Raw genomic sequence first — 24750 nt, 5'->3', positions numbered from 1 at the left:
GCTCTCTACAGGGAAATACGGATGGGGAAACAAAGGTAATGGTATGAATGACCGTTCAGATTGGATGCCGAGATTCTTAAATGTGACTTGGCTCTCGTTTGCAGAAGATTGCATGTACACCATAGAAACCCCAATAGACTATCAGAAATTATATGAACTTTTAAAAAAAGGTTTTGATACCAAAGAGGTTAGTGGAAGCGGAAAAATAAGACATGAAACTTATGACGGAATCTGTACAGGCTTTGCACCTGGTGGCGTAGTGGTAGTATGGGCGGTTGGCACAGGAAGACAAACAGAAATAGGAAGATACCAAGGGAAGAAAATTGTAATCCCACCATCAGAAATTGCACAGCTAGATAGCCACGAACGTTTGCTATTTGATGCAAAATACAAAAAGGGAATAATGACGAGTGAAGACGTCATCCCCAAAGCAGTACAGGAAGCTAACAAAAACAAACCGATTCCTTTTGGCTTGTGGGATACCTACCGCATAAAATACAATTGGAAGCCAGTTTTTGAATTGCAGAATGGTTCTGTTTTGAATTTAAAATCTACTTTAGATATTAGATATTTAAATGGAGAGGTTGGAGAAATTTTCAATGAGAAATTTCCATTACAAGACTATGAGAATAAAGCTATTCCAAGAAGAATTATATTTGATTGGATAGACGAAGGAGGTATTGGATATGGTGGAAATTGCAACTTAAATGAAGAATCTGCCCTTGCAGCATTTAAAGAGGTCTATGGGGAACATCCCGACAGTATAACCGCAGATTTGGATATTAGAGTCAATATGGCGAATACTTTTTTTACGGTAAAACTAAAAGGGAACGGCAAAGATATTTTTATTAAAACGGAAAATTTAGAAGTTTTTGAAATAAGAAAGTAAATTATGGGACAAACATTTGTATATAACGCAGGAGCTCCGGTTGTTCCAGATGGCGACCTCCATTTGGAGTTCGGGATGTTCTTTGATGGGACGCTTAATAATATGTATAACACAGAATTAAGAGAAAGGTACAGGGATAAAGGGAATCGAATTAGACCAAAAAGTGATTATACCTACAAATCGGACGGCAGCAAGATAAGTGATGATTCCTATAAAAAAATAGTGGAAGAAAATGAAAAAGCCATAAAAGCAACACGAGATGCACAAGAAGCAGAATATGATAAGCTTGGAAATAAAGATCCTGACCCTAATGACAGCGAGTATGTAAGATACCTGAAATCTTGCCATAGAGAACCTCTAAAACCTGGAGAACGCAAATTTGGTATGGATGAATTGGGCGTAGATAATAGTTTTTCTAATGACTACACCAATGTTGCCCGTATGTACAAATGTTGTGATGAAGAATACGCTATTTATATAGAAGGTATTGGTACAATAGGTGGCAAAGATGAGAAAGGAAATGAAAAAGTAGGCAGAGATGTAGATGATGGTTTTCAGTACGGTTCGGGCTTTAGTGGTGTACGTGGAAAAGTGAGAAGAGGATGTGAAATGTTAGCAGAAAAAATTTTTTCTGCAAAAAAAAATATTGATAAAACGAAAAAACTCAGTCAAATCACCATAGATGTCTCCGGTTTCAGCCGTGGTGCAGCAGCGGCACGCAATTTTGTATATGAGGTCAATAATCATAGCAAAAGGCCTGAAGATCTTGCCATAAAGTCCAAAAGAATGCAGGATGGCTTCACTATAAAAAAAATAAGTCCTAATTATGGTAATGATTTCCAAACAGAGAGATATGTTCCCAAATACAAAACCATCTATCAGGATAAAGATAAAATTGAACTAGATCCCCGATATCTGGATAATGGCAAAATGCCAAGATTTGGATATTTGGGATACTATCTCCTAAGGAAAGGAGTTTTGAAACTGGAAGAATTAGACAGTGTATCATTGGTCATACGTTTTATAGGTGTTTATGATACCGTATCTTCTTATGAAGAATTCGGGGATATGAATTTTGCTAAAAGAGCAGCTGTAGGCTCGGTACACGCTACTCTAGGCGCAGAACATCATTTTGGAGATGATGTAGAACAGCTACAGCTTAATAATCTCGGTAGTTTTGCAGAAGCTGTCCACTTTACAGCAATGGATGAGCATAGGGAAAATTTTGCTCTTACACGCTTCGTTGGGAGTAAGGAGTTTAACTTCCCTGGAGTACATTGTGATATTGGCGGCGCCTATGAAACGGGAACAGAAATAGTAGATGAGATAGAAACTGCCAATATCGGATTGGCACCTACTGTACTATCTAGTGTAAGCATAAGCTCAAATCTAAAATTAGAGATGAGAAAGCAACATCTTATTGATGAGCATTGGTATAAAGAAGAAGAGCTTGATATTTCCGTTGAGAAGCATAGTTTATATACACCTGGTGCCTATAGAAAACTAACAGGTACAAGGTTTCTTAAAAAAGAATATAGCTATATTACGCTTCATTTTATGGAGGAACTTGGTTCAAAACATATGAAACATAAAATGATAAGCGGCGCATATCCAACAACAACTTACCCAATAAATGATAGCATTCTGAGACAAGCCAAAACACATTTAAAAAAGTATGTTGACGGAAAAGAGAGAGAATGGTTATTTATAAGCGATGAAGAATTAAAACGCATAAAACGAAAAAAAGCAGAGCAAGAAAAATTTGATAAAGAAATGACAGATATAATGAATGGTAAAATGAAAAATAAGGAACCTGTCTATGATAATCTTGATCCAAATAAATACTTACCAAAAACAATCCCAATTCTTATAGATACCGTTCCGCCAATTTCTGAAATCCTAATAGATGGGAAAAAGGAAAAAGTTACAGTAATAGAGGAAGTTACAGTAATAGGTTACACAAATCAAGGATTGTTGAGAAAGCTTCGGAACGAATATCTGCATTGGTCGGCAAACAGAGATTGGTTAGGTATGGATCCTACTGATGATTATAAACGAGTTGAACACTAAAATCATTTTTTTAAATGATATATGTAAGTACTTACAGATTCGAAACCATTGTTTCGGAAGAGATAATGCCCAATTATATTCTTGAAAAAAAATATGTACGCAATGTAGAAATATCATTCCTGAGGAAGCATAAAGAACTATATCAATATCAGATACTTTGTATCAAGTTTGATTTTTCCGATCAGGATACAGCGTCAGGTTTTCTTTTAAAAAAAATAAGTTACCTGTTTGATGAGATAGATCTTTATGCAGATGAGGAGAATAATATTGTTAAACTGAATAATCTAAATTTTATTAAATTAAGGTGGAAGCAATTACAAATGAAGCTATTGGAAACAAATAAAGGAAGTGTCGTTGAAAATTATTTTAGACAAATATCCGATGTTTTAGAAGATGAAAGAAGGTTCATTGAGTTCTTGTCAGGCTATAATATGTTTGGATTATATTTTAACGGGCAATCTGGGAAATATCCGGACAATGGGAGAAAAATAAGAAAAATAACAGAAGAAAAAAATGAATACCTATACCGGGAAACTTTTTCAGCAGAAGAAATAAGAATAAAAATGAAAAGTTCTGAAGATAAAAATGAAAGTCAAACAGAAGGTATCTCAATCTATGAAAAAGGATTGTTGAAAGAAAATTTTGTGAGCAGCAAAGAAAATAACCATCAAATAAAATATTCATTATTATGGGTTGGCTAAGCAGTAACAATAAAAGATCTTTTGCAGACAAGCTGATGAAAGACATCCGTGCAAGAGAAGAAAAAGAAAACCAAGCGCAGGCAGATAATATCAGCTCAAAGGAACAGAGTGATCAGGCGATGTATGAGTCAGCACGCTCTCAAAACAGCCAGAAAATGCAGCAAACAAGAGAAGAACGGAAAAAAGAAGATGACAAACAGGAGGGACAACTGCTTGCAATAGACGGCGCAAAAATAAAATTTAATTCTCATATGGGAACGTTCAGGGTTTTGAATGATGTTCCCACAACACAGGATAAGCTTACGGGAACTATTGTAGAAAAACAGATCCCTAACTTTATTTTTAATAACGGCTTCCAGATGCTTTCCCTTACAAAATGGCAAGACTTCGGGACTGTGAATATGCAGGATAATTTTGTATTGTTAAAAAAATCTATCTTGCCAGGAACAGGCAAAATGCCCGGAAATGCTCCCACTGAAAGTGGGAAAATTGAGTTTGTAGATAGCGGACAGATTCATGCGCCAGAAAATCTTAATACTTTTGGTGCGCCTGTGCCAGAGAAAGAAAAAGAAAAATGTTTTTGTGAGAAAGAATTTACAAAAGAAGATATAATGTCTTTCTATAATTCGAAAAAATTATTTACTGCAAAAAACTGTCCCCTACCTGATGAAATGAAAACCTATCAAGCTTTTACAGATGCACTAAATAAGGCAATGAAAGATTATGATATTAATACATGTCTACGCAAGGCTCATTTTTTAGCTCAAATTGAGGCAGAAACTGGTTTAGCAACTACAATTGAATATGCTGATGGATGGGATTATGATCATACTACACACATTGATGCACATAATAAATATAAATTATATCTTGATAATAAAAAAAGAAAAGACAATCCGTATTTAAATTATAATACGATACAACTAAAACGCTCATACAATAGATATAAGGAGTGTATTAGTCATCAAAACAACACAAAGGGAGATGGTCCTAAATATAAAGGTAGGGGTTTGCTCCAATTAACTTGGAAAGACACATATATATATTATTTTGACTATATAAAACAACCAAATTATATAGATTCACCAAATATAGTCGCAGAAGACATAAATTACACTTGTAGTGCATCTGCATGGTATTGGAAATTTCATTCAGCGTGGAAAGACTTAAATATTGCTGCGGATAGAGACGATATATATTATATTAATATTGGTGTTAATGGAGGTTTTAATCATTTTGATGTACGCATTAAAAATGTAAAAAAAATACTCGAAACTATGAAAGTAAAAGAAGATTGTATAAACATAGATAAATTAGAAAAAGAGTTAGGAAAATATAAATATTCAACAAGTAAAATAAAAGATTATTCATATGGAAAAAAACAGAAGGCAAAATTTGAGAAATATGATGATAAATAGAATTGTAATATTTATAGTGCTAATATTCTCATCTATTATGTTTGGACAACAAAAGATTATCCAAGACTTCAATATGGATAAAGTAAAAGATACATTGTATTATAAATGTGATAAATTTGTAAACACTCAAGGACAGCCGTTTTGCGAAGTTGAAATAAAAATTGGAAAATGTAACAAGAAATATAACTTTAAAGTATATTATGTAAATTTTCCAATAATAGATGAATGTGGTAGTGGTTGTATCTTAATTTATGATGATGCTGGAGATACAGAGTATTCTCAGGAATTTAATTATTCTAAAAAGTACAATGATTGGATATTAACAAAAGATGAAGAACTATTAAAATATGAAAATGATAAAACAGTTAATTTGCTTTCCAAAAAGTATTTGTTAGGAATAAGTGGCAAAAAATATTTATTGAATAAAAAAACAAAATGATTTTACTCAAAAGCTGCAGATTTCTCTAAATTCAAAAATATGATAGTGGACAGATTCATGCGCCGGAAAATCTTAATACTTTTGGTGCACCTGTGCCGGAGAAAAAGAGGATAAGAAATGTCTAAACTGTTCAAAAGAGATTACTTCAGGATTGATAAGAGAAACGATTGGTTCTGAGGCTTTAAGTAAGAAACAGGTTACTGTTATAAATTCATTTCTTCCTTATTTAAATAAATATAGAAATAATTTCGGATTAGATACCTGTTTAAGAAAAGCACATTTTATTGCTCAAATAGCTCTTGAGTCTGCTGATTTTTCAACTTTTGAAGAAGGTGAAGAATGGTGGTCGACTATCTCACTTGGAGTTTTTAGTTCTTCTAAAATCCAGATTGATAATACAATAATTGAATCACTAAAAAATAATTTAAATTCAATTTTCAAAATTACGGACAATAATGGAAATGAAATATTAAAAACAAATGATGAACTTAAAACAATTCTACTCACTGAAAAACCTTTTGTGGTTGATGGAGAATTATATGCCAAGTATAGGGGAGTTAAGGATGCAAAGAATCCCAAAATGAGAATTGGGAAAGTTTTAAAAGAAGTTTTAAAAAGCGATAAAACTTTAAATTATAAAATAGAGTTAAAACCTCATACTTTTTTTGGTGTCCCGTTACTCTCAAGAGCATATGCTCCATTTCCAGGTGATACAAGAGGTCTTGGTATGGGAATGAGCTAACTAGAGATGGCTGGAAATTTAAAGGTAGAGGATTAAAACAAGTGACAGGTAGAGCAAATTATGAAACATTTTCAAAGTATAGAAATAAAAATGTATTTCCAGAAGATAATACAGGATCTATAGATTTTACCGAAGAAAAAATAGGAGTAACCTTAAAAGGAAATTATCTAGAATTATCCGAAAATCCTATGTATGCAACTCAAACTGCTTTATGGTTTTGGAATGAAGGTACAAAATATAACAAAAAAACAGCAAAAGAACATGCCGATGCCGATGTCGTTGATTCTGTTTCAAAAGCTATAAACAGATATGATACAAATGCATTACCTAAAAGGGCAAAAAATTATGAAAGAGCATAAGTCGCTTTTGAAATTAAAGAACATTATGAATTTTTAAAAAAAGAAAAAAAATGACAAAATGCCCATTTACTATGTTGTCTATTTTTTTGTTTAGCATATTTTCATATGCTCAAAATGGATCTATTTTAAAAGATTCAGTTTGTATATCACATGATTGTTTTGAATTGCAGGAACTAAAAATAAATACCAAAAACACGAAAATTTATACGAAAATTCAAAAAAGCTTCGATATTTTTAATGGGTTGTTATTTGAAATTCCTGAAAAAAGGTTACAAGCAAAAAAAGACACTTTAAAATATTTAATTGCGACAAACTCCTTTAAGAGAATCTCAGTATGGTTTTGAAAAATATAAAATATTATTTGATAAAAAAGGGTTGCTTAATTTATCTATGAAAATTCAGTCCTACGGTTCTCCTTGGGAAAACACAAAATATTATCTTTTTGATATTAATGATGATACGGAGATTGGGGAAAACTTATTTATTAATAAAAAAATGCTTTTAAATCTTTGTAATAAAAAAATAAAAAACCAAGTAGGCAAGTGTTTTAATATGAAAAGCCTTTCTCAATATAAAATAAATACAAATAATATGGGAAAAGGAGTAGATATTAGCTTCATTTTTTATGATAAGAGCGGTTATCCACAATATTTAGCGCTATTTAAATGGAAAGAAATAGAAAATTTTATTTCAAAAAAGTATAAAAATTTATTGTTGCAAGAGTAACTGTTAAATGTTGAGACAGTAAATATGCAGGATAATTTTGTACTGTTAAAAAAATCTATCTTGCCAAGAACAGGCAAAATGCCCGGAAATGCTCCTACTGAAAGTGGGAAGATTGAGTTTGTAGATTCTGGACAGATTAATGCGCCGGAAGAACTTAATGTAACAGGCAAACCTTTGCCGGAGATTTTGGATGATAAGTATCTATTGTCTGTATATTATAATGATACGAAAATAGAATCAGAATCTTTTGTTTTTATTTCTTCAGTACCAGAAATGCCAAAAATTAGAATAGAAATATATATTGGTAAAGAATGTAAATATAAAAGTTTAAGATTTAGACTAAAGACAGAGTTTAAATTTAAAGCAAGTGCGTCACTTTATGATAGGAATGATGTAGATTATTTCCCGAGTAAATATGATGGAGGTAATGCATTTATGATTGTGAATGTGGGAAAAACCAATTGGAATGTAGATTTTCGTGGTTTATATAGAGGAGGCACCGCAGTAATGGAGGTTTGGAATGAGGAAAAGACATCAATACTAAGCACATTCAAATTCTACATAAGAGGAAAAAATCCAACTAAAGAAATAGTAAAAAAATATATGCAGGACAAAGGTTATTTAACAAAATATTGGTTTGTATATAAAATGGCATTAAGTGAATCAGGAAGTGAAGGTATTTCTTTGATGAAGCAATTTTGGGATCCCGAATTTGTGGGAAAAGGAAAAAATAGAAAAGAAGCAATATACGGTCCATCTGGCAGAAATTATGAAAGTAAAGGAATTCCTAATTATGGTTATCCTGATGGATGGGGAATATGTCAAATAGATTTTAAATATGAAAAAAATAACCTTAATACAACAACTGCAGAAGTAAAAGAAATAATTAAGAATCCTAACTATATTTGGAACTGGAAAGAAAATATTGCTGTAAAAATGAATTTAAAATTACCAGAAAAAATAACAGCAGCAGTTAATCATATTCGTCGTCTTTTGAAAAATACCAAACAATTAAAATCATATTCAATTGAAGAAGGAAATTTAACATATAAAACATGTCCAAGTTCAGTTCCAGAACTACAACAATTTAGTGGGTTTTTACCGGACACATCTACAAATCAGAACGAAAAATCCATATTAGATGCAGAAATAATTAAATTATACAATGGTGGACATTACATTGTTGGAATTTCTAAAGACGGAACATTAAGTATAGAAAGAAAAAATAGTTTGAATTTTAATTATAACGAAAGAATAGGAAAAATCAATGAATAATTTCTATAAAAAGACAAAATTAGTAATCTTGCTTTCTTTAATGTTTTTTTTTAATATTAATTGTACAAATAAAGTTAAAGATGCACAAACTAATTTTTCAACAGATAATATTTCTGTTGAAGAAAGAAAACCGGATTTTTTTACATTTTATATTTCTTTAAACTATGATAATAAAGAATACTCCATCAAACTAGTTTGCGAAAAAGATAGTAATTATACAGATATTTCAAGTATCACAAGCAATTTATCTCTACCAAAAGAATTTTACACAATATTGCAGGAAAATTTTGGTTTAGCAACTTGGCTAATTAATACTGATTATAAGTCTGCTTACGAAATGTATAAAAATCTGAAGTTTAAAAGGTCAGATTTAGTAGAATATAAAAAAAGTAAATTTAAAGAATCTTCTTCCAAACTTTTATATGTTGTAGATGTTGACGAAGATGGTTATGATGATATTTTACTTCTCGATCTTCAGAACAGTATGTGGGATAATGACGTATATGTTATGTTCAAAGGTAGTAAAAATGGGGTTTTATATAAAGAAAAATTTTTCGATAAAGCGGCATTTTATGGATGGGACAAAACAGAAAAATATCTAATAACAGGAGTGAGTGATACTAGAGAAAGAAAACTTATTAAAAATAAAATCATTCAAGAAAAGCTTTTTCCTATTGAAAAATGCACAGAATATGTTGTGTCAGGTAAATCTTGTTGGTAAGAACATTTAATGTTCTAAATTAACACATACAGTGCTCTATATAGTCATTTTCAATTTGGTTTAGTAAAAGAAGAAATTTCTCAATTAAAAAGAATTCTATATAAAGAAGAATAAATATCTAAATCACCTCTATATAACTGTAGAAAAGCAGATACCTAACTTTATTTTTAATGACGGCTTCCAGATACTTTCCCTTACAAAATGGCAGGACTTCGGGACAGTAAATGTTCAGGATAATTTTGTATTGTTAAAAAAATCTAGCTTACCCGGAACAGATAAAATGCCAGAAAATGCTCTCACTGAAAGTGGGACGATATAGTTTGTGGATAGCGGACAAATTGATGAAAAAAACCGACAAAGAAGTGAATTGTCTTCTAATGTCGGTCTTGTAACCTACAAGATCTCCTAAACAATAAATACTATCCGGATTACGGATTTCTACATCATTAAAGAAAGCTTCCAGTGCAGGTAAATTAGCGTGAATATCACTGAATAATGCAATTTTCATTTTAGTTATTTTGGTTTAAATATTCTTCGATTTCAAGAATGGTTTGTTTTGCTATTCTGTTTACTCCTATTAATGTTGCGGAGGCATAACCAGTCCAGTTGCCATATCCTACAAGCCATAGTCCGTTCACTTCTAGGGACTTGCTTTCTGTAGTTTTTGCAATGCCCTTTTCATCCGTTTCTATAAGTGATTTAAGATAAGAGGTATTGTAACCGAAACCCGTGCACCAAATAATGGCATCAAATTCCTCTTTTTCACCATTGTACCAGATAACCCCTTTATCGTATAGCTGATGGAATGTCCCACTTGATACAAATACGCCTCTTTGTTTAGCTTCCTTAACGGTTGGAACCATTACGATATTACCTAAGTTGTATTGTGATGAATCAAACGGTTTTCCTTCTTTTTCCGCCTTGTATCGGGCAGAGGCAACAGTGAATAAATAATAGCCATCTACATCATCAGGTAAAAATTCGGGCTCCTTTTTGGTTGACCATTTTACAGAGGTAACTTTTGAAAGCTCTGCGACAATCTGTGCACCTGAATTACCTTCGCCTACTACTAATGTTTTCAGTCCGATAAATTTTTCAGGGTTCTGATATTTTCCTGAATGAATTTGTAGACCTTTATAATCTTCTATTCCATCAATCATTGGGATCAATGGATTCTCCCAAGTTCCGGTTGCTGAAATAACTGTTTTGGCTTTAAAAATCCCTTGAAGAGTATGAACGTAAAATAAACCTTCATTTTTTTTAATTTCAGTAACTTCAGTACTCCTTTGAACATTCAGTTGATAATGGTCTTCATACTTGCCCAAGTAATCAATTACTTCTTGTCTTAGCGGAAACTGATGTTCAGATTTAGGCATTAACCAGCCAGGTAAGGAACTGTACTCTCTAGGAGAAAAAAGAGTCAGACTATCCCAGGTATGGAGCCATGCGCCACCTGGAACAGCCTGTTTATCCAGTATAATATATTTCAATTTTGCTCGTCTCAGATAATATCCACAAGCTAAGGCACTCTGTCCTCCTCCAATAACAATAACATCAAAAATTTCTTCCATTGATTTCTTATATTGTTTAGAAGTTATATATTATATTGTCCAGATATTTAGCAACAACCACCTCCGGGTGTACAAGAATTGCTTTGACTTACACTTAATTCAGAAAGGTTTTTATTTTGCTTTTCAGAAGGAATACCACAAGCGTCTTGGGCAAGGCATGCTGTTGTTTTGCTTTTCAATACAAACGTTTTTCCGTTAAACTCTAGATCATATTTACCGATCGTATCGCTTTGATATTCTACTTCGATCTCAGAATCTTCAATTCCTAATTTCTCCTCAGAAAGTCTGATAATACTTAATAATTTTCCAGGTTTTAAACGATGCTCATAATCATCCGCATTCCAAAGCTGAAAATTTACAGCCTTTTCATCACGGATTACACCACCGCAATCAATAAATTTTTTATTGATCTGACCCACTTCTGTAACATGGAAATGTTCAGGTACAAATGTTCCGTTTTCTAATTGAAATTCAACATTTTCTAATGTTGGAAGAATTTCTTTAATTTCTGATAATTTCATTGTTTTAATATTTTATAGTTATAATGCAATATTGCGATATTTATTAACAAATTTTTTAACAGCATTTAAGCTGTATCTTTTTAAAGTAATAATTGAATTTCGGACTATAGACCAGTATATGTAAAAGACTTATTATAATTGCTCCCGGCAAAAGATTTATTGCTATAATCTTAAATGTTTGATAGTTTTCTATCTTTTGAAAATTTTCAATTAATCTGATTCCATCAGAGTCAAGATTAATTTTAATCACTAAAAAAACAGCGATAGCGGCAAAGTGGAATCCATTTACCAAAAGATGAACAATATATTCCCATCGTGGCAGGCCCCCCATAAACGCTCTACTATCTTTTTCAACAATATGCGTCTACCAACAAAGTGATAATGTCAGCAACAATCAAAATACAGCCAAATAAAAACAAATTATTGTTTTCAATATTAATGAACAAAGAAATAAGAATGCCAGTAAATAATAAGGCTCTAATTGTATGAGTAAGATGTTCAAAACGGCTTTCTTTATGTTGATAAAGACGGTATTTATATAGGTGTAAGAATACACCGTCAAATAATGCCAACAGCGAATAGCTGATCAACAATATTGAGGATATTAAGAAAGCGATTTCCATATTCTTAACAACATTTTTGGTTAGTTACCGTAAAAATTATTTTTGAAAAATATTCTTTTAATATGCCAAAAGTATTTTCGTCAATACAGTAGCAAACTGAATTACCTTCGATACTTCCTTGTATCAATCCTGCATTTTTCAGTTCTTTTAAATGTTGTGATACGGTAGGCTGTGCTAATGGTAATTCATTCACAATATCTCCAGTGATACAAGTATTGACTTTCAATAAATATTCTATAATAGCAATTCTTGCCGGATGCCCCAAAGCTTTAGCAATAACTGCAATTTGATTTTGACTATCTGTAAAATGATCTGTCTTCGTAGCTCCCATAATTAAATTATTATATTGCAATATTACGATATTATTTTTAAATACAAAATAAAAAAGATGCAGATCTAAATTTTATGTGGACTTTTTGTTTTCGGTTACCAATAGTGATCCTTATAAGTAACTATTTAAAATTCAAGTTTTTAATTACACTTCAACGTTAGAATAAATAGGTATAACATAAACATATGTTAGCACAATTATTTAAAAGAAATTTAAATCATCATCAAAACGCTCCGCTATTGAAAGAGCGAGTTGAGTATATGAGCTTTCTTTCGATTAATAATCCCACAGAATTCAGATTGAAATTAATTGAAGGATATCTATTAAGAGCAACCGAATTGCTCCGTCTGGAGGATCAGAGGATAATAACTGTGGAAGAAATTGAGGCGGCCGCTGTGAAATGGGGAATAAGCAGAAAGTCAATTTTCAATTTAATCCTCAAAATAAGGGGATATTGTAGATAGATTTTTATGCAGAATGTAATATACTTAGGCTATTTCATCAGAAATAGCCTTTTATTTTTTGTCATTCAAAGCTATAAGAAATAGCCAGAGAAACTAATCGTAACCTTTTTGAAAAAAATTAACCTAGATTTTTTTCAATAGGGTTACTCGTAACAATTTGCGAAAAGACGTTTCCTAACAAAGTAAGGAATTGTCTTTTTTGCAAAAAATTACCAACCCGCTACTGAGCTTGGAACTACATTGTTAAATTTGAATGATTCAGTAACTAGAGATACATTTCTATTTTTGTTTTGATGCAGCATATATATCATTCTAGACTCACCAATTGTTTCGTATACGAGTCGTTCAAAATTTAAATAAGATACTTCTAAACCTGAAGATGTTGGTTTGCTATAAATAGACTGATTGTAATTGTTGATTGAACCACCTGGATTTTTAATAATGTATTTATATTCTTGGGGTTTTCCAGTTTTCATATCAATAATATTTTTTAAAATTACTTTTAAATCAAAACCTACGGTTGCTGCACAATGACTGAAAAGAGATCTTGCGGTATCGCCATTTTCATAAGATTCTGCCATACATTTTTGAATATTACACGGACAAATTGCTACAACATATTGGGGAGTTACAGATTCATAAGTACTGGATAGTTTAACCATATTATCAGAGCTATAGCCCTGTGTAGTAAATTTCAATTTTTTAGAATTTTTTTTCCCAATTTCTACTTCGGCAACTCTGTAAGCAATAAATAAATTTACACCAGATACGGTTATAGTTTCCGTGTTATTATTGTTAATATCAACTTTCATATCTAAATTACTGAAAATTTTCATTAAATCTAATTGAGCATCAGCAGTTTTATTTTTATCAATTACAATTGAAAATTCTGAAGCGCGAAGACCCTCGTAAATTATCTGATTTCCTACATTAGCTTTAAGTACATCTAGAGAATTCAATGTTAATTTCTCTAATTTTTTAACAGATATAGAAATGTTCGATAAAGCATTATATCCCCCGTTTAAACTTAAAAATTTTTTAATACCTACATCAACAGAAGTTTTTAAATCTTTATTAATTGTCATATCCAAATTAGAGTAGCTTAAACTTTTCAATAATTGATCATCTGAAACACCATTTCCAATTGGTCCTAATGTAGTGTTCCATAGCGCACCAATCGGTAAGTTGTTTGTTGGAATATTCATAAATTTAAATCCATCAAAAAGATTATTTGTTTGTGCAAAAAGTGAATTACCGAGAATTAGCAGTAGAAGTACAGCTGAATAGATTGTTTTCATAATAACTAGTTTTTTAGGTATTTAAATTACAATTAATTTCAATATAGAGCATTATCAGATAAATTAATTAACATGATGTAATGTTTATAATTGGTTGATATTTAATGAAATATTTTTATAAGTAATTATTCAATTTGTGGACGAATACGTTTTCAACAAATGAAAAAAAAATTTTTTCTGAATTCTAAATAAACGAAAATTAAAGATTATCACCTACTTTATTAGCAATAATTCCGATTCAAAGATAACCGTCATCGGCAAATGATAGGTAATCTGTTGAGGTTAAGATGCAATGATCCAATAATTTGATATTTAAAAATTCTGATGCGTTTTTTATGCTCTGGGTAATTTTCAAGTCTTCTGCTGAGGGTTTTAAATTGCCTGACGGATGATTATGTGCTAAAATTATCGCGGTTGCATTGCACAGAAGAGCTGCTTGCATAATAATTCTTACATCAACTATTGTTGAAGAAATACCTGATTCGGATATTTTCTTTATTCCTAAAACTTTGTTTGCCTGATTTAAATACAATGTAAAAAATGATTCTCTGTAATCTATTTCTTCAGGGTCAAAGTATTGACGGAATACATCAACGGCGTCACGTGAACAGCTTATTAATTTCTCAGAGTTGCCTTTTCTTGAATAACTTAGTTTTATTTCATTGACAATATTAAAATCCATGTGATTGCTCTTATACGGCAGAGACTTGAATTTCCCGTACTTGTTATATTTTTAACTTGTTTTCAGTCTCTTTTCCGATTAATTCCTTAAAAGCCTTTTCAAGCTTCGCTGAATATTTTTCAAAAGAAAAACTGGAAAAAAGAAAGCAGATATGAAGTGTTGCCAAAGAATAAAAACCAAAAGGAAACGGAATAATTGGAGGGTACCTTTAGGGAGGAGACCGTTTATGCCGTAGTCTTTTGGTGGGATAGGCCGTCGGCTGGCAACAATACCTTAGCTGCCTTTTTACCGGTTTATTATGAAAAATATTTTCTTACGTTTATTTCTTGTCCGATAAATGCCACAGACTGCCAATTATTGCCAAGTGCAGTACATTTCTTTTAATATCATTGAAAAGTCATATTTCACACAAAATACGAGTGATGTCTAGTAAATAAATAATTTTAAATTTGTAAATATGAGTCAATTATCATCCAACCTTTTCATTTCTATAAAGCATTTAATTGATAATGCTAAAAGTAGCCTTGTCCGAAATATAAATACCACCATGTTATTGACCTATTTTGAAATAGGGAAAATAATTGTTGAGAATGAGCAGGGTGGAAAGGATAGAGCGGAATATGCTAAGGAAACGTTGAAAAATTTGAGTAAGCAACTAACAAAAGAGTTTGGAAGAGGATATTCAGTTGATAATTTGCAATGGATGAGAAAGTTTTATCTGACGTTTCAAAATAGGATGACAGAAAATTACGAAACAGCGTTTCGTATTTCTTCTGGTGATTCAAATTATGAATCAGTGTCTCGTAATTCTATTTTTTCATTATCCTGGTCTCACTACATTCAATTGATGAAAATTGAAAATGAGGAAGAACGAAATTTTTATGAAATAGAAGCAAGTCAGAATAATTGGAGCGTAAGAGAGTTAACACGTCAATATAGTTCAGCGATTTATGAGAGATTGGTATTAAGCAGGGATAAAGAAGGTGTGAAACAATTAGCACAGAAAGGTCAAATTGTGGAGAAGCCTACGGATGTGTTAAAAAGCCACTATGTTCTGGAATTTTTAGATTTAAAAGAAGATAACCGTTATTCTGAAAGTGATCTGGAAACTGAAATCATAAATAAGCTGGAGCATTTTATGCTGGAATTAGGTAAAGGTTTCTTATTTGAAGGTCGTCAGCGAAGATTTACTTTTGAGGGGGACAGTTTCTTTGTAGATCTGGTTTTCTATAATCGCCTGTTAAAGTGCTTCGTTCTACTAGATTTAAAAATAGGAAAGCTAACCCATCAGGATATTGGACAGATGCAGATGTATGTTAACTACTATGACCGAAAAATAAAGCTTGAAGACGAGAACGCGACTATTGGAATTATTCTATGCAAAGAAGAAAATAAAACAGTCATAGAATTTACACTTCCAGAAAATAATAAAACCATTTTTGCTAAAGAATATAAAGCAATCCTTCCAAGCAAAGAAGAGCTTAAAAGACAAATCAAATAAAAAATTTGTGTACTAATATTTCAGAAAATCATTGAAGATTTTCAAAGTATAGTAAAGCCATCAACTGCAATTACAGGACAACCAAATGAACTTTGTTTGCCCCTTTCTAAATTACAATTATTGAGGTCAAAGTCTCAATCAGATTGTTATGAAGAAAGATAAATCCAAGAATCAACCCGCATCTGAGTACGATATTAAAAAATATATTCCAGCAATAAAGCTAAAGAAAATTCCTCCCGATAAAGCTTTAGAAATCCTTAGAACAGCTGGTTATAATATTAACGAAGAACAATCAGAAGAAATTATGGAATTTCTATACATTATTGTAAAACTTACGCTCAAAGAATTTTTTACATCTGATTGATTATTTGTATTTTAGTAAAATATTAGAATGATGAATTTCTACTGTAACGATTTTTAATTGTTTACTCCCTAAAATTAATTTTTAACGAAATCATCAGAATAATGATAATAGCAGATCTATATATAAGAGTTTCCACTGATGAGCAGGCGGAAAAAGGATATTCTCAAAGAGATCAGGACGAAAGATTACGCAGATATTGTGCAAACAATGATATTTCCATTAATAAAGTAATCTATGAAGACCATTCAGCTAAAAGCTTTGAACGTCCTGAGTGGAAAAAGTATCTTCTCGAAATTAAAAAGAAGAGCCATAAAAGCAGTTTGGTTCTATTTACAAAGTGGGATCGATTTAGTCGTAATACCGGTGATGCCTATCAAATGATCAGTTTGCTCCAAAAAAATCACGTTATTCCCCAAGCCATTGAGCAGCCTTTGGATATGTCAGTTCCTGAAAATAAATTAATGTTGGCTATTTATTTATCTACTCCTGAGGTGGAAAATGACAGAAGAGCATTAAATACTTTCCATGGAATGAGGAGAGCAAAGAAAGAGGGGCGACTGATGGGAATAGCTCCTTATGGATATATCAATAGAAGTCATGAAGATGGTAAAAAATATATTGCCATTAAGGATCCTGAGGCTTCCAATATTATCTGGGCATTTAATGAGATTTCCAAAGGTCATATTCCTGCCGACCATGTAAGGTTGCAAATGAATAAAAGAGAGGGTGTCTCAATGTCAAGAAGCGCTTTCGCCAAAGCGATGAGAAATCCGGTTTACTGCGGGAAGATCTATATTGAAGACTATAAACAAGAGGAGGCTTATTACACTGAAGGAAAGCATGAAGCATTGATTAGCGAACGATTGTTTAATCAGGTTCAACACATTATGGACAAAAAAAGAAAAGTAGAAGGTCCTGGTGGAAGAGTTTTCGGAAACGAGCGCTTTCCCCTTAGAGGTCTTCTGGTCTGTCCAAGATGTGGAAAGAATCTTACGGCAAGCGGTGCAAAAGGAAAGGCTAAAACCTATTATTACTATCATTGCCATTATAAGTGCGGATTCAGATTTGACTCTGATAAGTTAAATGAACTCTTTGAGCTTGAAATTTCTAAACTGGAATACAATCCGATCATCAAAGAACTTATGAAGGAGATACTCTTAGATAATTATAAACAATTCACCTATGATATAGAAGCTAAAAGAAAGTCAATTTCAAAAGAGATCAACTTACTTAATGAAAAGGTTGCGAACGCAAGAGATAAATATCTTATTGATAAACTAGATGAAGAGGATTATAAAGAGATCAAAAGGATTACAAAATCACAAATTGAACAATTGGAACAGGAACTTCAGCAAATGGTTTCGGATAGCAAGGAACTTGACATTAGAGCAAAAATAGAAAATGCACTTGACGGGATGGAAAACCTTGCAAACCTTTATCAACAGGGCGATCTACAAACAAAAAGGACGATTGGGTGTTTGATATTTCCCCAAAAAGTCGAATTTGACGGAAAAAGTTTTCAAACACCTAAAATGAACATTGTTGCTCAATGCATCTACCAGTATAACAACGGATTAGGAAATAAAAAAAACCGACATCGAAGAGTGAAATCTTCAAATGTCGGTCTTGTGAACTCGACAGGATTCAAACCTGTAACCTTCTGAGCCGTAATCAGATGCGCTATTCAGTTGCGCCACGAGTCCGTTGTTTCCTTATCATTTAAAGGTTTGCAAATATAATACTTTTTTAGTTTCTTTGAAAGATGAAAGCAAATTTTTTACTAATAATCGCGTTTTTATTTCTAACCAACTGTAAAAGAGAACAAAAAATATCGCCTTCAGATTGGGAAGTCATCTCCGAAAGACTGCAATTTAAGGATGGTGGCGGAAAATTAGACTTAAAATCGGGGAACTTTACTTACAGTTTTGAAAAAAATAAAGTTCCTTTCCATAAAATTATACTTTTGAATGCAAGTTTGATGGGATTTGTTTCTGAACTGGAAGCTGAAAATTTGGTAATTGGAATTGCAAGCCCAGAATATATTTATTCAGAAAAAATTGATCAATTATTAAAATCAGGAAAAATTCAAAACGTTGGGAACGAACAGAAATATGATGTAGAAAAAATAATTTCAATGAAACCGGATGCTATTTTTACCAACTACATTGCGAGTTTTGATAATACGTACCAACTTTTGAAAAATAATAATATTCAGGTAATTTTTTTAGATGAATATATGGAGCAAAGTCCGATGGTAAAGACTTCTTACATTAAATTATTCGGAAAACTTTTAGGAAAAGAGAAAGAGGCGGAAGAAAAATTTAATCAAATTCAGAAAAATTATAATGATTTAAAAACACTAGCTTCAAAAGCTACTTCAAAACCTAATGTTTTAGCGAACGAAATGTATGGTGATGTTTGGTATATGCCGGGTGGAAAAACTTTTACAGCCAATTATGTAGCAGACGCAAATGCTAATTATATTTTAAAAGATAATACCGAAGAAAAAGCTGTAACAATGAGCTTTGAAGAAGTTTTTGCTAAATCTAAAAACATTCAGTATTGGGTAAATGCAGGGAATCATAAATCTAAAAAAGAGATGCTGAACATCAATCCTTTTTATGGGAAACTGGAAGTGTTTAGCAAAGGGAAAATCTATGGGATTTCAGGAAAAGAAAAACAGAAAGCCAATGATTTTTTTGAAAGTGGAGTGGTACGTTCAGATCTGGTTCTAAAAGATTATATCAAAATATTTCATCCTGAACTTTTACCAGATTATCAACTGACTTACATGAACGAATTGCAGTAACTCGCAGTATTTTTATATTTTTGTGCCAAGTTTTTAGCTTATGTGGAAAAAAATAAAACAATTTATTTTTATTGTTCTGATTCTGAATGTAGTTTTCATTGTTTGGGGAAGATTTTTCAATCCACCCATCACGATCACGCAGATCGGAGGTCTTTTTGAATACGGAAAATTGCACCGAGACTATATTTCTTATGATGAAATGGGATCTAATGTGAAGAAAGCGGTCATTGCTTCAGAAGATCAGAAGTTTTTTAATCACAATGGTTTCGATTATACAGCAATCGAAAAAGCGATGAAAAACAATGAAAAAGGTAAAAAACTGAGAGGCGGAAGTACAATCTCACAGCAAACCGCTAAAAATATTTTCCTTTGGCAAGGTAGAAGCTGGGTGAGAAAAGGGCTTGAAGCTGTTTATACCTTCATTATCGAAAAAGTTTGGTCTAAAGATATTATCCTCGAAAGATACCTGAATTCTATTGAAATGGGACAAGGTGTTTTCGGAGTGGAAGCCGCTGCACAGTACTATTTTGGGAAGTCTTCAAAAGATCTTAATACTTCGGAAGCAGCATGGATTGCCGCTGTTTTACCCAACCCTAAAAAATACGATCCTAAAAATCCATCGGCTTATCTGAGAAAGAAGCACAACTGGATTATGAGACAAATGAGGAATGTAAGTTTGAAATAGTATCTTTGCACTAATGAAACTGTTGAGTTCAAGTACAAAAAATTTCGAATCTGTCCTTAAAAAGTATTTTTCTTTTAAGAATGAGACTTCTTCGTTGGAGCCTTTAGCTGAGTTTTTGGAGGCAATAAAAAAGACAGATTTTAAGAATGTTCTAAATTTTTTAAAATCAAACCCAAACTCTGCAGCTCATTTCAAACATTATATTTACAATATTTTTGAAGAAAGACCCTTCAATCTTTCTTTAACAGAAGCCAATATTCTTTCAGAAAATGCCTTTTTTCCTGAGCTCAAAAAAAGGATCTTAAATAAAATCTTACCACCCGTAGAAAACGAAAAAACGGTTTGGTATCTTATCGATAACGTAAGTCTCAGACCAAAAACCGATCTTGAATATTTGCATAATATTCCTGAAGATGAGGTAAATGAATTTCTGAATATTTTAGGAATTTCAGATTTTATTGAAAAAGAAAATGTAAAAAGCGAACTTATATTTTCAATGAATATTCTTTCCTGGCGCGTTACTGGGATGGCTCTTGAAGTTGATGTGGTAAGAATGGCTCCTGAATACAGGAATTTTGATAATCCATTTTTGGCATTGCAGAACGAACTTGAAGCTTTGGCGGAAGAATTTAAAATCAATCCTGAAATTCAGCTTCACTCAAAAGACAGCCGTTATAAGCAGATTAAAATTTATGCGGAACAATGTCAGGATTTTGTGAATATCGCTTTCAAAAACTCTTCAAAATACGGTATTTCAGGGAAAATTAATCAGTCTCTGCTTAAGATTCGTCAACAAACCCAGAGAATTTCTGAGATTGTCAATTTATTGATTATTGATCAGCCGGAAGATGTTGTTATCAAGTCTAAACAGTTGATTTTTAATATTCTGAGCTACAAATCTCACAAGAATAATATCTCAGATCTTATTAATGGCAGCACCCGTTTGATTTCGCATTTGATTACCAATCATACTGCAGAAACAGGAAGTCATTATATTACTTCAAGCCGCAAACAGTACATGAAAATGTTCTACAAAGCAAGCGGTGGCGGAATCATCGTTGGAGCATTATGTATTCTGAAAATGCTGTACGGTTTTATGCCGGGAAGTGATTTTTTTCATGCGTTTTTGTATTCATTAAACTATGCGATGGGGTTTGTGATGATTTATCTGATGGGATTTACTTTGGCAACAAAACAGCCTGCAATGACCGCTGCAACGATGACCAAAGTTTTATCTGAACAGGAAAGTACCAAAAATAATTACACCGAATTTGCTGATCTGGTTTCAAAATTATTCCGAAGTCAGTTTATTGCTTTTGTAGGAAATGTACTTCTTTCTTTCCCGATTGCATTGCTGATTATTTATGGTTTGGATGTTTTCTTCTCGCAAAATTTAGCCGTGGAAAAATCAGACAAATTGCTGAAAGATCTTGATCCATTTGAATCTAAAGCTATTTTACACGCTTGTATTGCAGGTTTTTATCTTTTTATTTCAGGGATTATTTCAGGGAATATTGGAAATAACTCGGTGTTTTATCAGATTCCGGATCGAATTGCAAAAAATCTTCCGATTAGAAGGATGTTTGGAGTTCGTTTTGCGAAAAGTCTTTCAAAATATTATGCTAAAAACTGGGCCGGAATTATTTCTAATTTCTGGTTTGGGGTTTTTCTTGGTGCAACAGCGCCGGTTGGTTTATTCTTCGGTCTCGATTTAGATATTCGTCACATCACTTTTGCAGCCGGAAATTTTGCCATTGGTTTGTACGGAAAAGATTTTGTTGTAGGAACATCAGTTTTTTGGACCTCATTCATCACCGTGTTTATTATCGGGTTTTTCAATTTTCTGGTAAGTTTCAGTTTGTCGATGTTCTTGGCATTCCGTTCAAGAAAAATGAATTTTGGTGAAGTAAGGGAAATTTACCGCGCGATTTATAAGTATTTCTTAAGAAACCCTTTGAAATTTTTTATTCCGCTTCGATCAAGTTTTGATGTGAAATCTGATCAATTAGTGCAAAGTTCAATGCCTACAAAATCTGAAGATCGATAAATTTTTCTTCCCCAAATTTATCCTGAAACTTTTTCAGATAAAAGCTTTTTCTCATTTTAAAATCGTTTTTCAGCAAAGGTGAATTGATTCTAATCTGAATAATTTTATCATCTAAATTAACGCTTACAATTTCCTGAAAAAGACTTTCATCAAGATAATCTTCCAGAAAATCTTTAATATCAAAAGCAACCAACTTATCTTCAAAACCATAAATTCGGGCAAAAGATTTTACCAACTCAGAAGATTGAAATTCACGTTTTTTATTTTTTTTCATAAGAGATACGGGTTTCGTGATTCGTTAATTCGAGATTTTTAAACTGATTATAATTTTTAAGATTTGCTTTCATTCCAGTTTTCTTTAACCCATTTCTTGTAAATATTAATTTTTCCACCGAGTAAATCGTATTGTTGTTTTAAAACTTCAAATTCTGCTGAAAATTCAGGATATAAAATTATAATTTTCTCAAGATGATTTATTGTTTCATCATTACTTGCATGGCTAAATACTAAAAATCTATAATACTCATTTTTATAAACAGAGCGACCATAACCCTCAACAATATTAGTAATTACAGAATCAGAAGACCTTCTTAATTGGCTTCCTAACTCGTACATTTCATATTTCGGAAGAAGAAAAGAAGCTTTATGGGTTTTTGTAAATAAATCAAAAGCCATTTTGTAAATTTCTAAATTCCTGTAACTCATTATTTGTGTTTTTTAAATTAATAAATACAATTTACCAATCTACGATTTCGAATCTCTAAAACCCTGAATTTAAAAACTCGCATCCCGTATCTCGAAACTCGTATCCCCAATCTCGTATCATATCTCAAAAATAATACTTTCCTCATTGATTTTCTTCACAACACTTTCTGTACGTTCTCTGTGTGTATCTGTAATAAAAATCTGACCGAAATTTTCCTGATTGACCAATTTAATCAATTGAGCAACGCGTGTATCATCAAGCTTGTCAAAAATATCATCAAGTAAAAGAATCGGTGTTTTATTCGTTAGTTCTTTTACTAAGCTCATTTGAGCTAGTTTTAATGAAATTAAAAACGATTTTTGCTGTCCTTGTGAACCTATTTTTTTTATGAGAACAGAATCCATTTCAAAAAGCAGGTCGTCTTTGTGAATTCCTTTTGAAGTGTAAGTAAGCATTCTATCTCTTTCTAAACTTTCAATTAATAAACTTTCAAAAGAATCATTAAGTAAATGAGATTCATAAATAACAGAAACACTTTCTTTTCCACCCGAAATAATTTGATAGAAATTTTGAACGATAGGATTTAGTTTTGCTACAAATTCTCTTCTTTTTTCAAAGATTTTAGTTCCGGATTTTGTGATCGGATCATCGTAAATTTCCAAAGAATCTTTATCCCAAACTCTGTTTTTAGCAAAATATTTTAATAAAGCATTTCGTTGCTGAATGGTTTTCTGATACTGAATCAAATCATATAGATATCCTGAATCGGTCTGAGAAATCATAGAATCTAAAAATTTCCTGCGACTTTCCCCGGAATCTGAAATAAGGTTTGAATCATACGGAGAAATCATCACACTGGGTAAATAACCAATATGATCGGCCATTCTATCGTAGCTTTTATCATTCTTTTTAATGACTTTTTTTGCTTCTCTAGGCTGAGATATTTTTAAAGTATCTTCGCTCTCTTCATTCTGAATTTCCGCATCGAGAGTGAAAAAATCTTCATCTTTTTTGATGTTGTTGGTATCGGTATTTCCCAAGAAACTTTTACCTACAGAAAGATAATGCAGCGCATCGAGAATGTTGGTTTTTCCTACGCCGTTATTTCCTACAAAACAGTTGATTTGCGGGGAAAATTCAAACTTTTTTTCAGAATGATTTTTAAAATTGTAAAGGATGAGTTTGTTGATAATCATAATCCTAAAATGCTTTCAAGTTTTTCAGGATTTTGACGAGTATCAAAAATACTTAAAATTTCAATACTTTTTTCGAAGTTTATATAAATGATATAATAATCTTTAATCAATCTTCCACGACATTCTGAACCATTTATTTTTACTCCGATTTCAGGATGCTCCAAAATCATTAATGCTATTTTATCAAAAAGCTTATTCAATTTTTTTGAATATTCTTTTGATTTGTTTCTATTGTTCCAATATTCTAAAATATCTTTTCGTTGGCTTTTTGAAAACTCTGTCCATTTTAATCTTTTAGCCATTCTTCAAAATATTTTTCTACTTCTTCATTGTCAATAACACGTCCGTTTTTTACATCATCCATTCCACGCTCAATCATTTTCATTACATAATCAGGTAAAATGATCTCTTCTTCCTTGAAATATTCCTCAACTTCTTCATCTGTCATCGGCTTTTCAGAGTTGTAAAAAGAGTGAGGCTCAGCAACTGATAAATTAGAATTCTTGCCATTCCAAAACTCCCACAGACTGAAAATCTTTTCTCGGTCAGAACTTTCGCTGATAGCTCTGATTAATTTGTTCTGAATACTTTCAAAAGATTCCATTACTGCAA

Annotated in this window: 27 protein-coding genes and 1 tRNA gene; 16 read left to right on the top strand and 12 right to left on the bottom strand. The window is 32.0% G+C overall.

The features are described from left to right. The 10 genes from OEW74_RS15755 to OEW74_RS15710 form a co-directional block, all read left to right on the top strand. On the top strand, positions 1–889 hold an 889-nt coding region (locus OEW74_RS15755), incomplete at its 5' end, for a DUF2931 family protein (RefSeq protein ID WP_265429378.1). Between the two features lie 3 nt (positions 890–892). After that, entirely contained in the window at positions 893–2959 is a 2067-nt protein-coding gene (locus OEW74_RS15750) for a phospholipase effector Tle1 domain-containing protein (RefSeq protein WP_265429377.1), read from the top strand. A 14-nt stretch (positions 2960–2973) separates the two neighbouring features. Further along, positions 2974–3660 (top strand): hypothetical protein, encoded by a 687-nt coding sequence (locus OEW74_RS15745; RefSeq protein ID WP_265429376.1) that lies wholly within the window; start codon positions 2974–2976, stop codon positions 3658–3660. After that, complete coding sequence (locus OEW74_RS15740) at positions 3648–5078, top strand: glycoside hydrolase family 19 protein (RefSeq protein WP_265429375.1); 1431 nt, start codon at positions 3648–3650, stop codon at positions 5076–5078. The genes OEW74_RS15745 and OEW74_RS15740 overlap by 13 nt, the downstream gene beginning before the upstream one ends. Then, entirely contained in the window at positions 5032–5517 is a 486-nt protein-coding gene (locus OEW74_RS15735) for a hypothetical protein (RefSeq protein ID WP_265429374.1), read from the top strand. Before OEW74_RS15740 ends, OEW74_RS15735 begins: the two co-directional genes overlap by 47 nt. 151 nt (positions 5518–5668) lie before the next feature. Continuing rightward, the gene (locus OEW74_RS15730; RefSeq protein ID WP_265429373.1) at positions 5669–6259 is read left to right on the top strand and encodes a hypothetical protein; all 591 of its coding nucleotides are present in this window, start codon (positions 5669–5671) and stop codon (positions 6257–6259) included. A gap of 41 nt (positions 6260–6300) precedes the next feature. After that, a complete protein-coding gene (locus OEW74_RS15725) occupies positions 6301–6618 on the top strand; it encodes a hypothetical protein (RefSeq protein ID WP_265429372.1) in 318 nt (105 codons plus the stop codon). A 303-nt stretch (positions 6619–6921) separates the two neighbouring features. Then, the gene (locus OEW74_RS15720; RefSeq protein WP_265429371.1) at positions 6922–7344 is read left to right on the top strand and encodes a hypothetical protein; all 423 of its coding nucleotides are present in this window, start codon (positions 6922–6924) and stop codon (positions 7342–7344) included. A 24-nt stretch (positions 7345–7368) separates the two neighbouring features. Next, positions 7369–8619: a hypothetical protein gene (locus OEW74_RS15715; RefSeq protein WP_265429370.1), complete on the top strand. Its 1251-nt coding sequence runs from the start codon at positions 7369–7371 to the stop codon at positions 8617–8619. Further along, positions 8612–9340: a hypothetical protein gene (locus OEW74_RS15710; protein WP_265429369.1), complete on the top strand. Its 729-nt coding sequence runs from the start codon at positions 8612–8614 to the stop codon at positions 9338–9340. The genes OEW74_RS15715 and OEW74_RS15710 overlap by 8 nt, the downstream gene beginning before the upstream one ends. A gap of 262 nt (positions 9341–9602) precedes the next feature. Here OEW74_RS15710 and OEW74_RS15705 read toward each other — a convergent pair whose 3' ends face one another. The 6 genes from OEW74_RS15705 to OEW74_RS15680 all read right to left on the bottom strand — a co-directional run bounded on the left by OEW74_RS15705 (position 9603) and on the right by OEW74_RS15680 (position 14830). Beyond that, complete coding sequence (locus OEW74_RS15705) at positions 9603–9848, bottom strand: metallophosphoesterase family protein (RefSeq protein WP_265429368.1); 246 nt, start codon at positions 9846–9848, stop codon at positions 9603–9605. A 1-nt stretch (position 9849) separates the two neighbouring features. Then, a complete protein-coding gene (locus OEW74_RS15700) occupies positions 9850–10911 on the bottom strand; it encodes an ArsO family NAD(P)H-dependent flavin-containing monooxygenase (RefSeq protein ID WP_265429367.1) in 1062 nt (353 codons plus the stop codon). A gap of 47 nt (positions 10912–10958) precedes the next feature. Further along, the gene (locus OEW74_RS15695) at positions 10959–11432 is read right to left on the bottom strand and encodes a DUF6428 family protein (protein ID WP_024566257.1); all 474 of its coding nucleotides are present in this window, start codon (positions 11430–11432) and stop codon (positions 10959–10961) included. A 627-nt stretch (positions 11433–12059) separates the two neighbouring features. Then, positions 12060–12386 (bottom strand): ArsR/SmtB family transcription factor, encoded by a 327-nt coding sequence (locus tag OEW74_RS15690; RefSeq protein ID WP_024566255.1) that lies wholly within the window; start codon positions 12384–12386, stop codon positions 12060–12062. Between the two features lie 673 nt (positions 12387–13059). Beyond that, the gene (locus tag OEW74_RS15685) at positions 13060–14148 is read right to left on the bottom strand and encodes a hypothetical protein (protein WP_265429366.1); all 1089 of its coding nucleotides are present in this window, start codon (positions 14146–14148) and stop codon (positions 13060–13062) included. Between the two features lie 238 nt (positions 14149–14386). Next, positions 14387–14830 carry a JAB domain-containing protein gene (locus OEW74_RS15680; protein ID WP_265429365.1) on the bottom strand — a complete coding sequence of 148 codons (444 nt, stop codon included), beginning with the start codon at positions 14828–14830 and terminating at the stop codon, positions 14387–14389. A 457-nt stretch (positions 14831–15287) separates the two neighbouring features. Here OEW74_RS15680 and OEW74_RS15675 point away from each other — a divergent pair, with 457 nt between their 5' ends. The 3 genes from OEW74_RS15675 to OEW74_RS15665 all read left to right on the top strand — a co-directional run bounded on the left by OEW74_RS15675 (position 15288) and on the right by OEW74_RS15665 (position 18359). Next, positions 15288–16331: a PDDEXK nuclease domain-containing protein gene (locus OEW74_RS15675; protein WP_265429364.1), complete on the top strand. Its 1044-nt coding sequence runs from the start codon at positions 15288–15290 to the stop codon at positions 16329–16331. A 148-nt stretch (positions 16332–16479) separates the two neighbouring features. Beyond that, entirely contained in the window at positions 16480–16695 is a 216-nt protein-coding gene (locus tag OEW74_RS15670; RefSeq protein ID WP_265429363.1) for a hypothetical protein, read from the top strand. Between the two features lie 101 nt (positions 16696–16796). Next, positions 16797–18359 (top strand): recombinase family protein, encoded by a 1563-nt coding sequence (locus tag OEW74_RS15665; protein ID WP_265429362.1) that lies wholly within the window; start codon positions 16797–16799, stop codon positions 18357–18359. Here the strand turns inward: OEW74_RS15665 and OEW74_RS15660 are convergent. Next, positions 18325–18398, bottom strand: a tRNA-Arg gene (locus OEW74_RS15660). The genes OEW74_RS15665 and OEW74_RS15660 overlap by 35 nt on opposite strands. A 59-nt stretch (positions 18399–18457) precedes the next feature. Between OEW74_RS15660 and OEW74_RS15655 the strand changes: the two genes are divergently transcribed. From OEW74_RS15655 to OEW74_RS15645, 3 genes are read left to right on the top strand one after another with little or no spacing between them, the layout of a single operon-like run. Beyond that, positions 18458–19504 (top strand): ABC transporter substrate-binding protein, encoded by a 1047-nt coding sequence (locus OEW74_RS15655; RefSeq protein WP_265429361.1) that lies wholly within the window; start codon positions 18458–18460, stop codon positions 19502–19504. Between the two features lie 40 nt (positions 19505–19544). Continuing rightward, positions 19545–20189 carry a monofunctional biosynthetic peptidoglycan transglycosylase gene (gene mtgA / locus OEW74_RS15650; protein ID WP_265429360.1) on the top strand — a complete coding sequence of 215 codons (645 nt, stop codon included), beginning with the start codon at positions 19545–19547 and terminating at the stop codon, positions 20187–20189. Between the two features lie 13 nt (positions 20190–20202). Further along, positions 20203–22236, top strand: coding sequence for a recombinase (locus OEW74_RS15645; protein WP_265429359.1), 2034 nt, complete (start codon positions 20203–20205; stop codon positions 22234–22236). Here OEW74_RS15645 and OEW74_RS15640 read toward each other — a convergent pair. The 5 genes from OEW74_RS15640 to OEW74_RS15620 form a co-directional block, all read right to left on the bottom strand. Further along, positions 22214–22510, bottom strand: coding sequence for a hypothetical protein (locus OEW74_RS15640; protein WP_265429358.1), 297 nt, complete (start codon positions 22508–22510; stop codon positions 22214–22216). The genes OEW74_RS15645 and OEW74_RS15640 overlap by 23 nt on opposite strands. 56 nt (positions 22511–22566) lie before the next feature. Further along, entirely contained in the window at positions 22567–22941 is a 375-nt protein-coding gene (locus OEW74_RS15635; RefSeq protein WP_265429357.1) for a four helix bundle protein, read from the bottom strand. A gap of 117 nt (positions 22942–23058) precedes the next feature. Further along, positions 23059–24138: a DNA replication/repair protein RecF gene (gene recF / locus OEW74_RS15630; RefSeq protein ID WP_265429356.1), complete on the bottom strand. Its 1080-nt coding sequence runs from the start codon at positions 24136–24138 to the stop codon at positions 23059–23061. Further along, positions 24135–24440 (bottom strand): type II toxin-antitoxin system RelE/ParE family toxin, encoded by a 306-nt coding sequence (locus OEW74_RS15625; protein WP_265429355.1) that lies wholly within the window; start codon positions 24438–24440, stop codon positions 24135–24137. The genes recF and OEW74_RS15625 overlap by 4 nt, the downstream gene beginning before the upstream one ends. Continuing rightward, positions 24425–24742: a hypothetical protein gene (locus OEW74_RS15620; protein WP_074229333.1), complete on the bottom strand. Its 318-nt coding sequence runs from the start codon at positions 24740–24742 to the stop codon at positions 24425–24427. The genes OEW74_RS15625 and OEW74_RS15620 overlap by 16 nt, the downstream gene beginning before the upstream one ends. Positions 24743–24750: the final 8 nt, after the last annotated feature.

Origin of the sequence: Chryseobacterium sp. YIM B08800, assembly GCF_026163565.1 — a bacterium.
Lineage (GTDB): Bacteria > Bacteroidota > Bacteroidia > Flavobacteriales > Weeksellaceae > Chryseobacterium.
Note: the sequence above shows the minus strand (reverse complement) of the source record. Positions and strands in the feature narration are given on the sequence as shown.

What these genes read in the sequence shown, in the direction of transcription:
- OEW74_RS15750 (WP_265429377.1), top strand. Translation starts at nt 893, where the DNA reads ATGGGACAAACATTTGTATATAACGCAGGAGCTCCGGTTGTTCCAGAT.
- OEW74_RS15745 (WP_265429376.1), top strand. Translation starts at nt 2,974, where the DNA reads ATGATATATGTAAGTACTTACAGATTCGAAACCATTGTTTCGGAAGAG.
- OEW74_RS15740 (WP_265429375.1), top strand. Translation starts at nt 3,648, where the DNA reads ATGGGTTGGCTAAGCAGTAACAATAAAAGATCTTTTGCAGACAAGCTG.
- OEW74_RS15735 (WP_265429374.1), top strand. Translation starts at nt 5,032, where the DNA reads ATGGAAAAAAACAGAAGGCAAAATTTGAGAAATATGATGATAAATAGA.
- OEW74_RS15715 (WP_265429370.1), top strand. Translation starts at nt 7,369, where the DNA reads ATGCAGGATAATTTTGTACTGTTAAAAAAATCTATCTTGCCAAGAACA.
- OEW74_RS15710 (WP_265429369.1), top strand. Translation starts at nt 8,612, where the DNA reads ATGAATAATTTCTATAAAAAGACAAAATTAGTAATCTTGCTTTCTTTA.
- OEW74_RS15705 (WP_265429368.1), bottom strand. Translation starts at nt 9,848, where the DNA reads ATGAAAATTGCATTATTCAGTGATATTCACGCTAATTTACCTGCACTG.
- OEW74_RS15700 (WP_265429367.1), bottom strand. Translation starts at nt 10,911, where the DNA reads ATGGAAGAAATTTTTGATGTTATTGTTATTGGAGGAGGACAGAGTGCC.
- OEW74_RS15695 (WP_024566257.1), bottom strand. Translation starts at nt 11,432, where the DNA reads ATGAAATTATCAGAAATTAAAGAAATTCTTCCAACATTAGAAAATGTT.
- OEW74_RS15690 (WP_024566255.1), bottom strand. Translation starts at nt 12,386, where the DNA reads ATGGGAGCTACGAAGACAGATCATTTTACAGATAGTCAAAATCAAATT.
- OEW74_RS15685 (WP_265429366.1), bottom strand. Translation starts at nt 14,148, where the DNA reads ATGAAAACAATCTATTCAGCTGTACTTCTACTGCTAATTCTCGGTAAT.
- OEW74_RS15680 (WP_265429365.1), bottom strand. Translation starts at nt 14,830, where the DNA reads ATGGATTTTAATATTGTCAATGAAATAAAACTAAGTTATTCAAGAAAA.
- OEW74_RS15675 (WP_265429364.1), top strand. Translation starts at nt 15,288, where the DNA reads ATGAGTCAATTATCATCCAACCTTTTCATTTCTATAAAGCATTTAATT.
- OEW74_RS15670 (WP_265429363.1), top strand. Translation starts at nt 16,480, where the DNA reads ATGAAGAAAGATAAATCCAAGAATCAACCCGCATCTGAGTACGATATT.
- OEW74_RS15665 (WP_265429362.1), top strand. Translation starts at nt 16,797, where the DNA reads ATGATAATAGCAGATCTATATATAAGAGTTTCCACTGATGAGCAGGCG.
- OEW74_RS15655 (WP_265429361.1), top strand. Translation starts at nt 18,458, where the DNA reads ATGAAAGCAAATTTTTTACTAATAATCGCGTTTTTATTTCTAACCAAC.
- mtgA (WP_265429360.1), top strand. Translation starts at nt 19,545, where the DNA reads ATGTGGAAAAAAATAAAACAATTTATTTTTATTGTTCTGATTCTGAAT.
- OEW74_RS15645 (WP_265429359.1), top strand. Translation starts at nt 20,203, where the DNA reads ATGAAACTGTTGAGTTCAAGTACAAAAAATTTCGAATCTGTCCTTAAA.
- OEW74_RS15640 (WP_265429358.1), bottom strand. Translation starts at nt 22,510, where the DNA reads ATGAAAAAAAATAAAAAACGTGAATTTCAATCTTCTGAGTTGGTAAAA.
- OEW74_RS15635 (WP_265429357.1), bottom strand. Translation starts at nt 22,941, where the DNA reads ATGAGTTACAGGAATTTAGAAATTTACAAAATGGCTTTTGATTTATTT.
- recF (WP_265429356.1), bottom strand. Translation starts at nt 24,138, where the DNA reads ATGATTATCAACAAACTCATCCTTTACAATTTTAAAAATCATTCTGAA.
- OEW74_RS15625 (WP_265429355.1), bottom strand. Translation starts at nt 24,440, where the DNA reads ATGGCTAAAAGATTAAAATGGACAGAGTTTTCAAAAAGCCAACGAAAA.
- OEW74_RS15620 (WP_074229333.1), bottom strand. Translation starts at nt 24,742, where the DNA reads ATGGAATCTTTTGAAAGTATTCAGAACAAATTAATCAGAGCTATCAGC.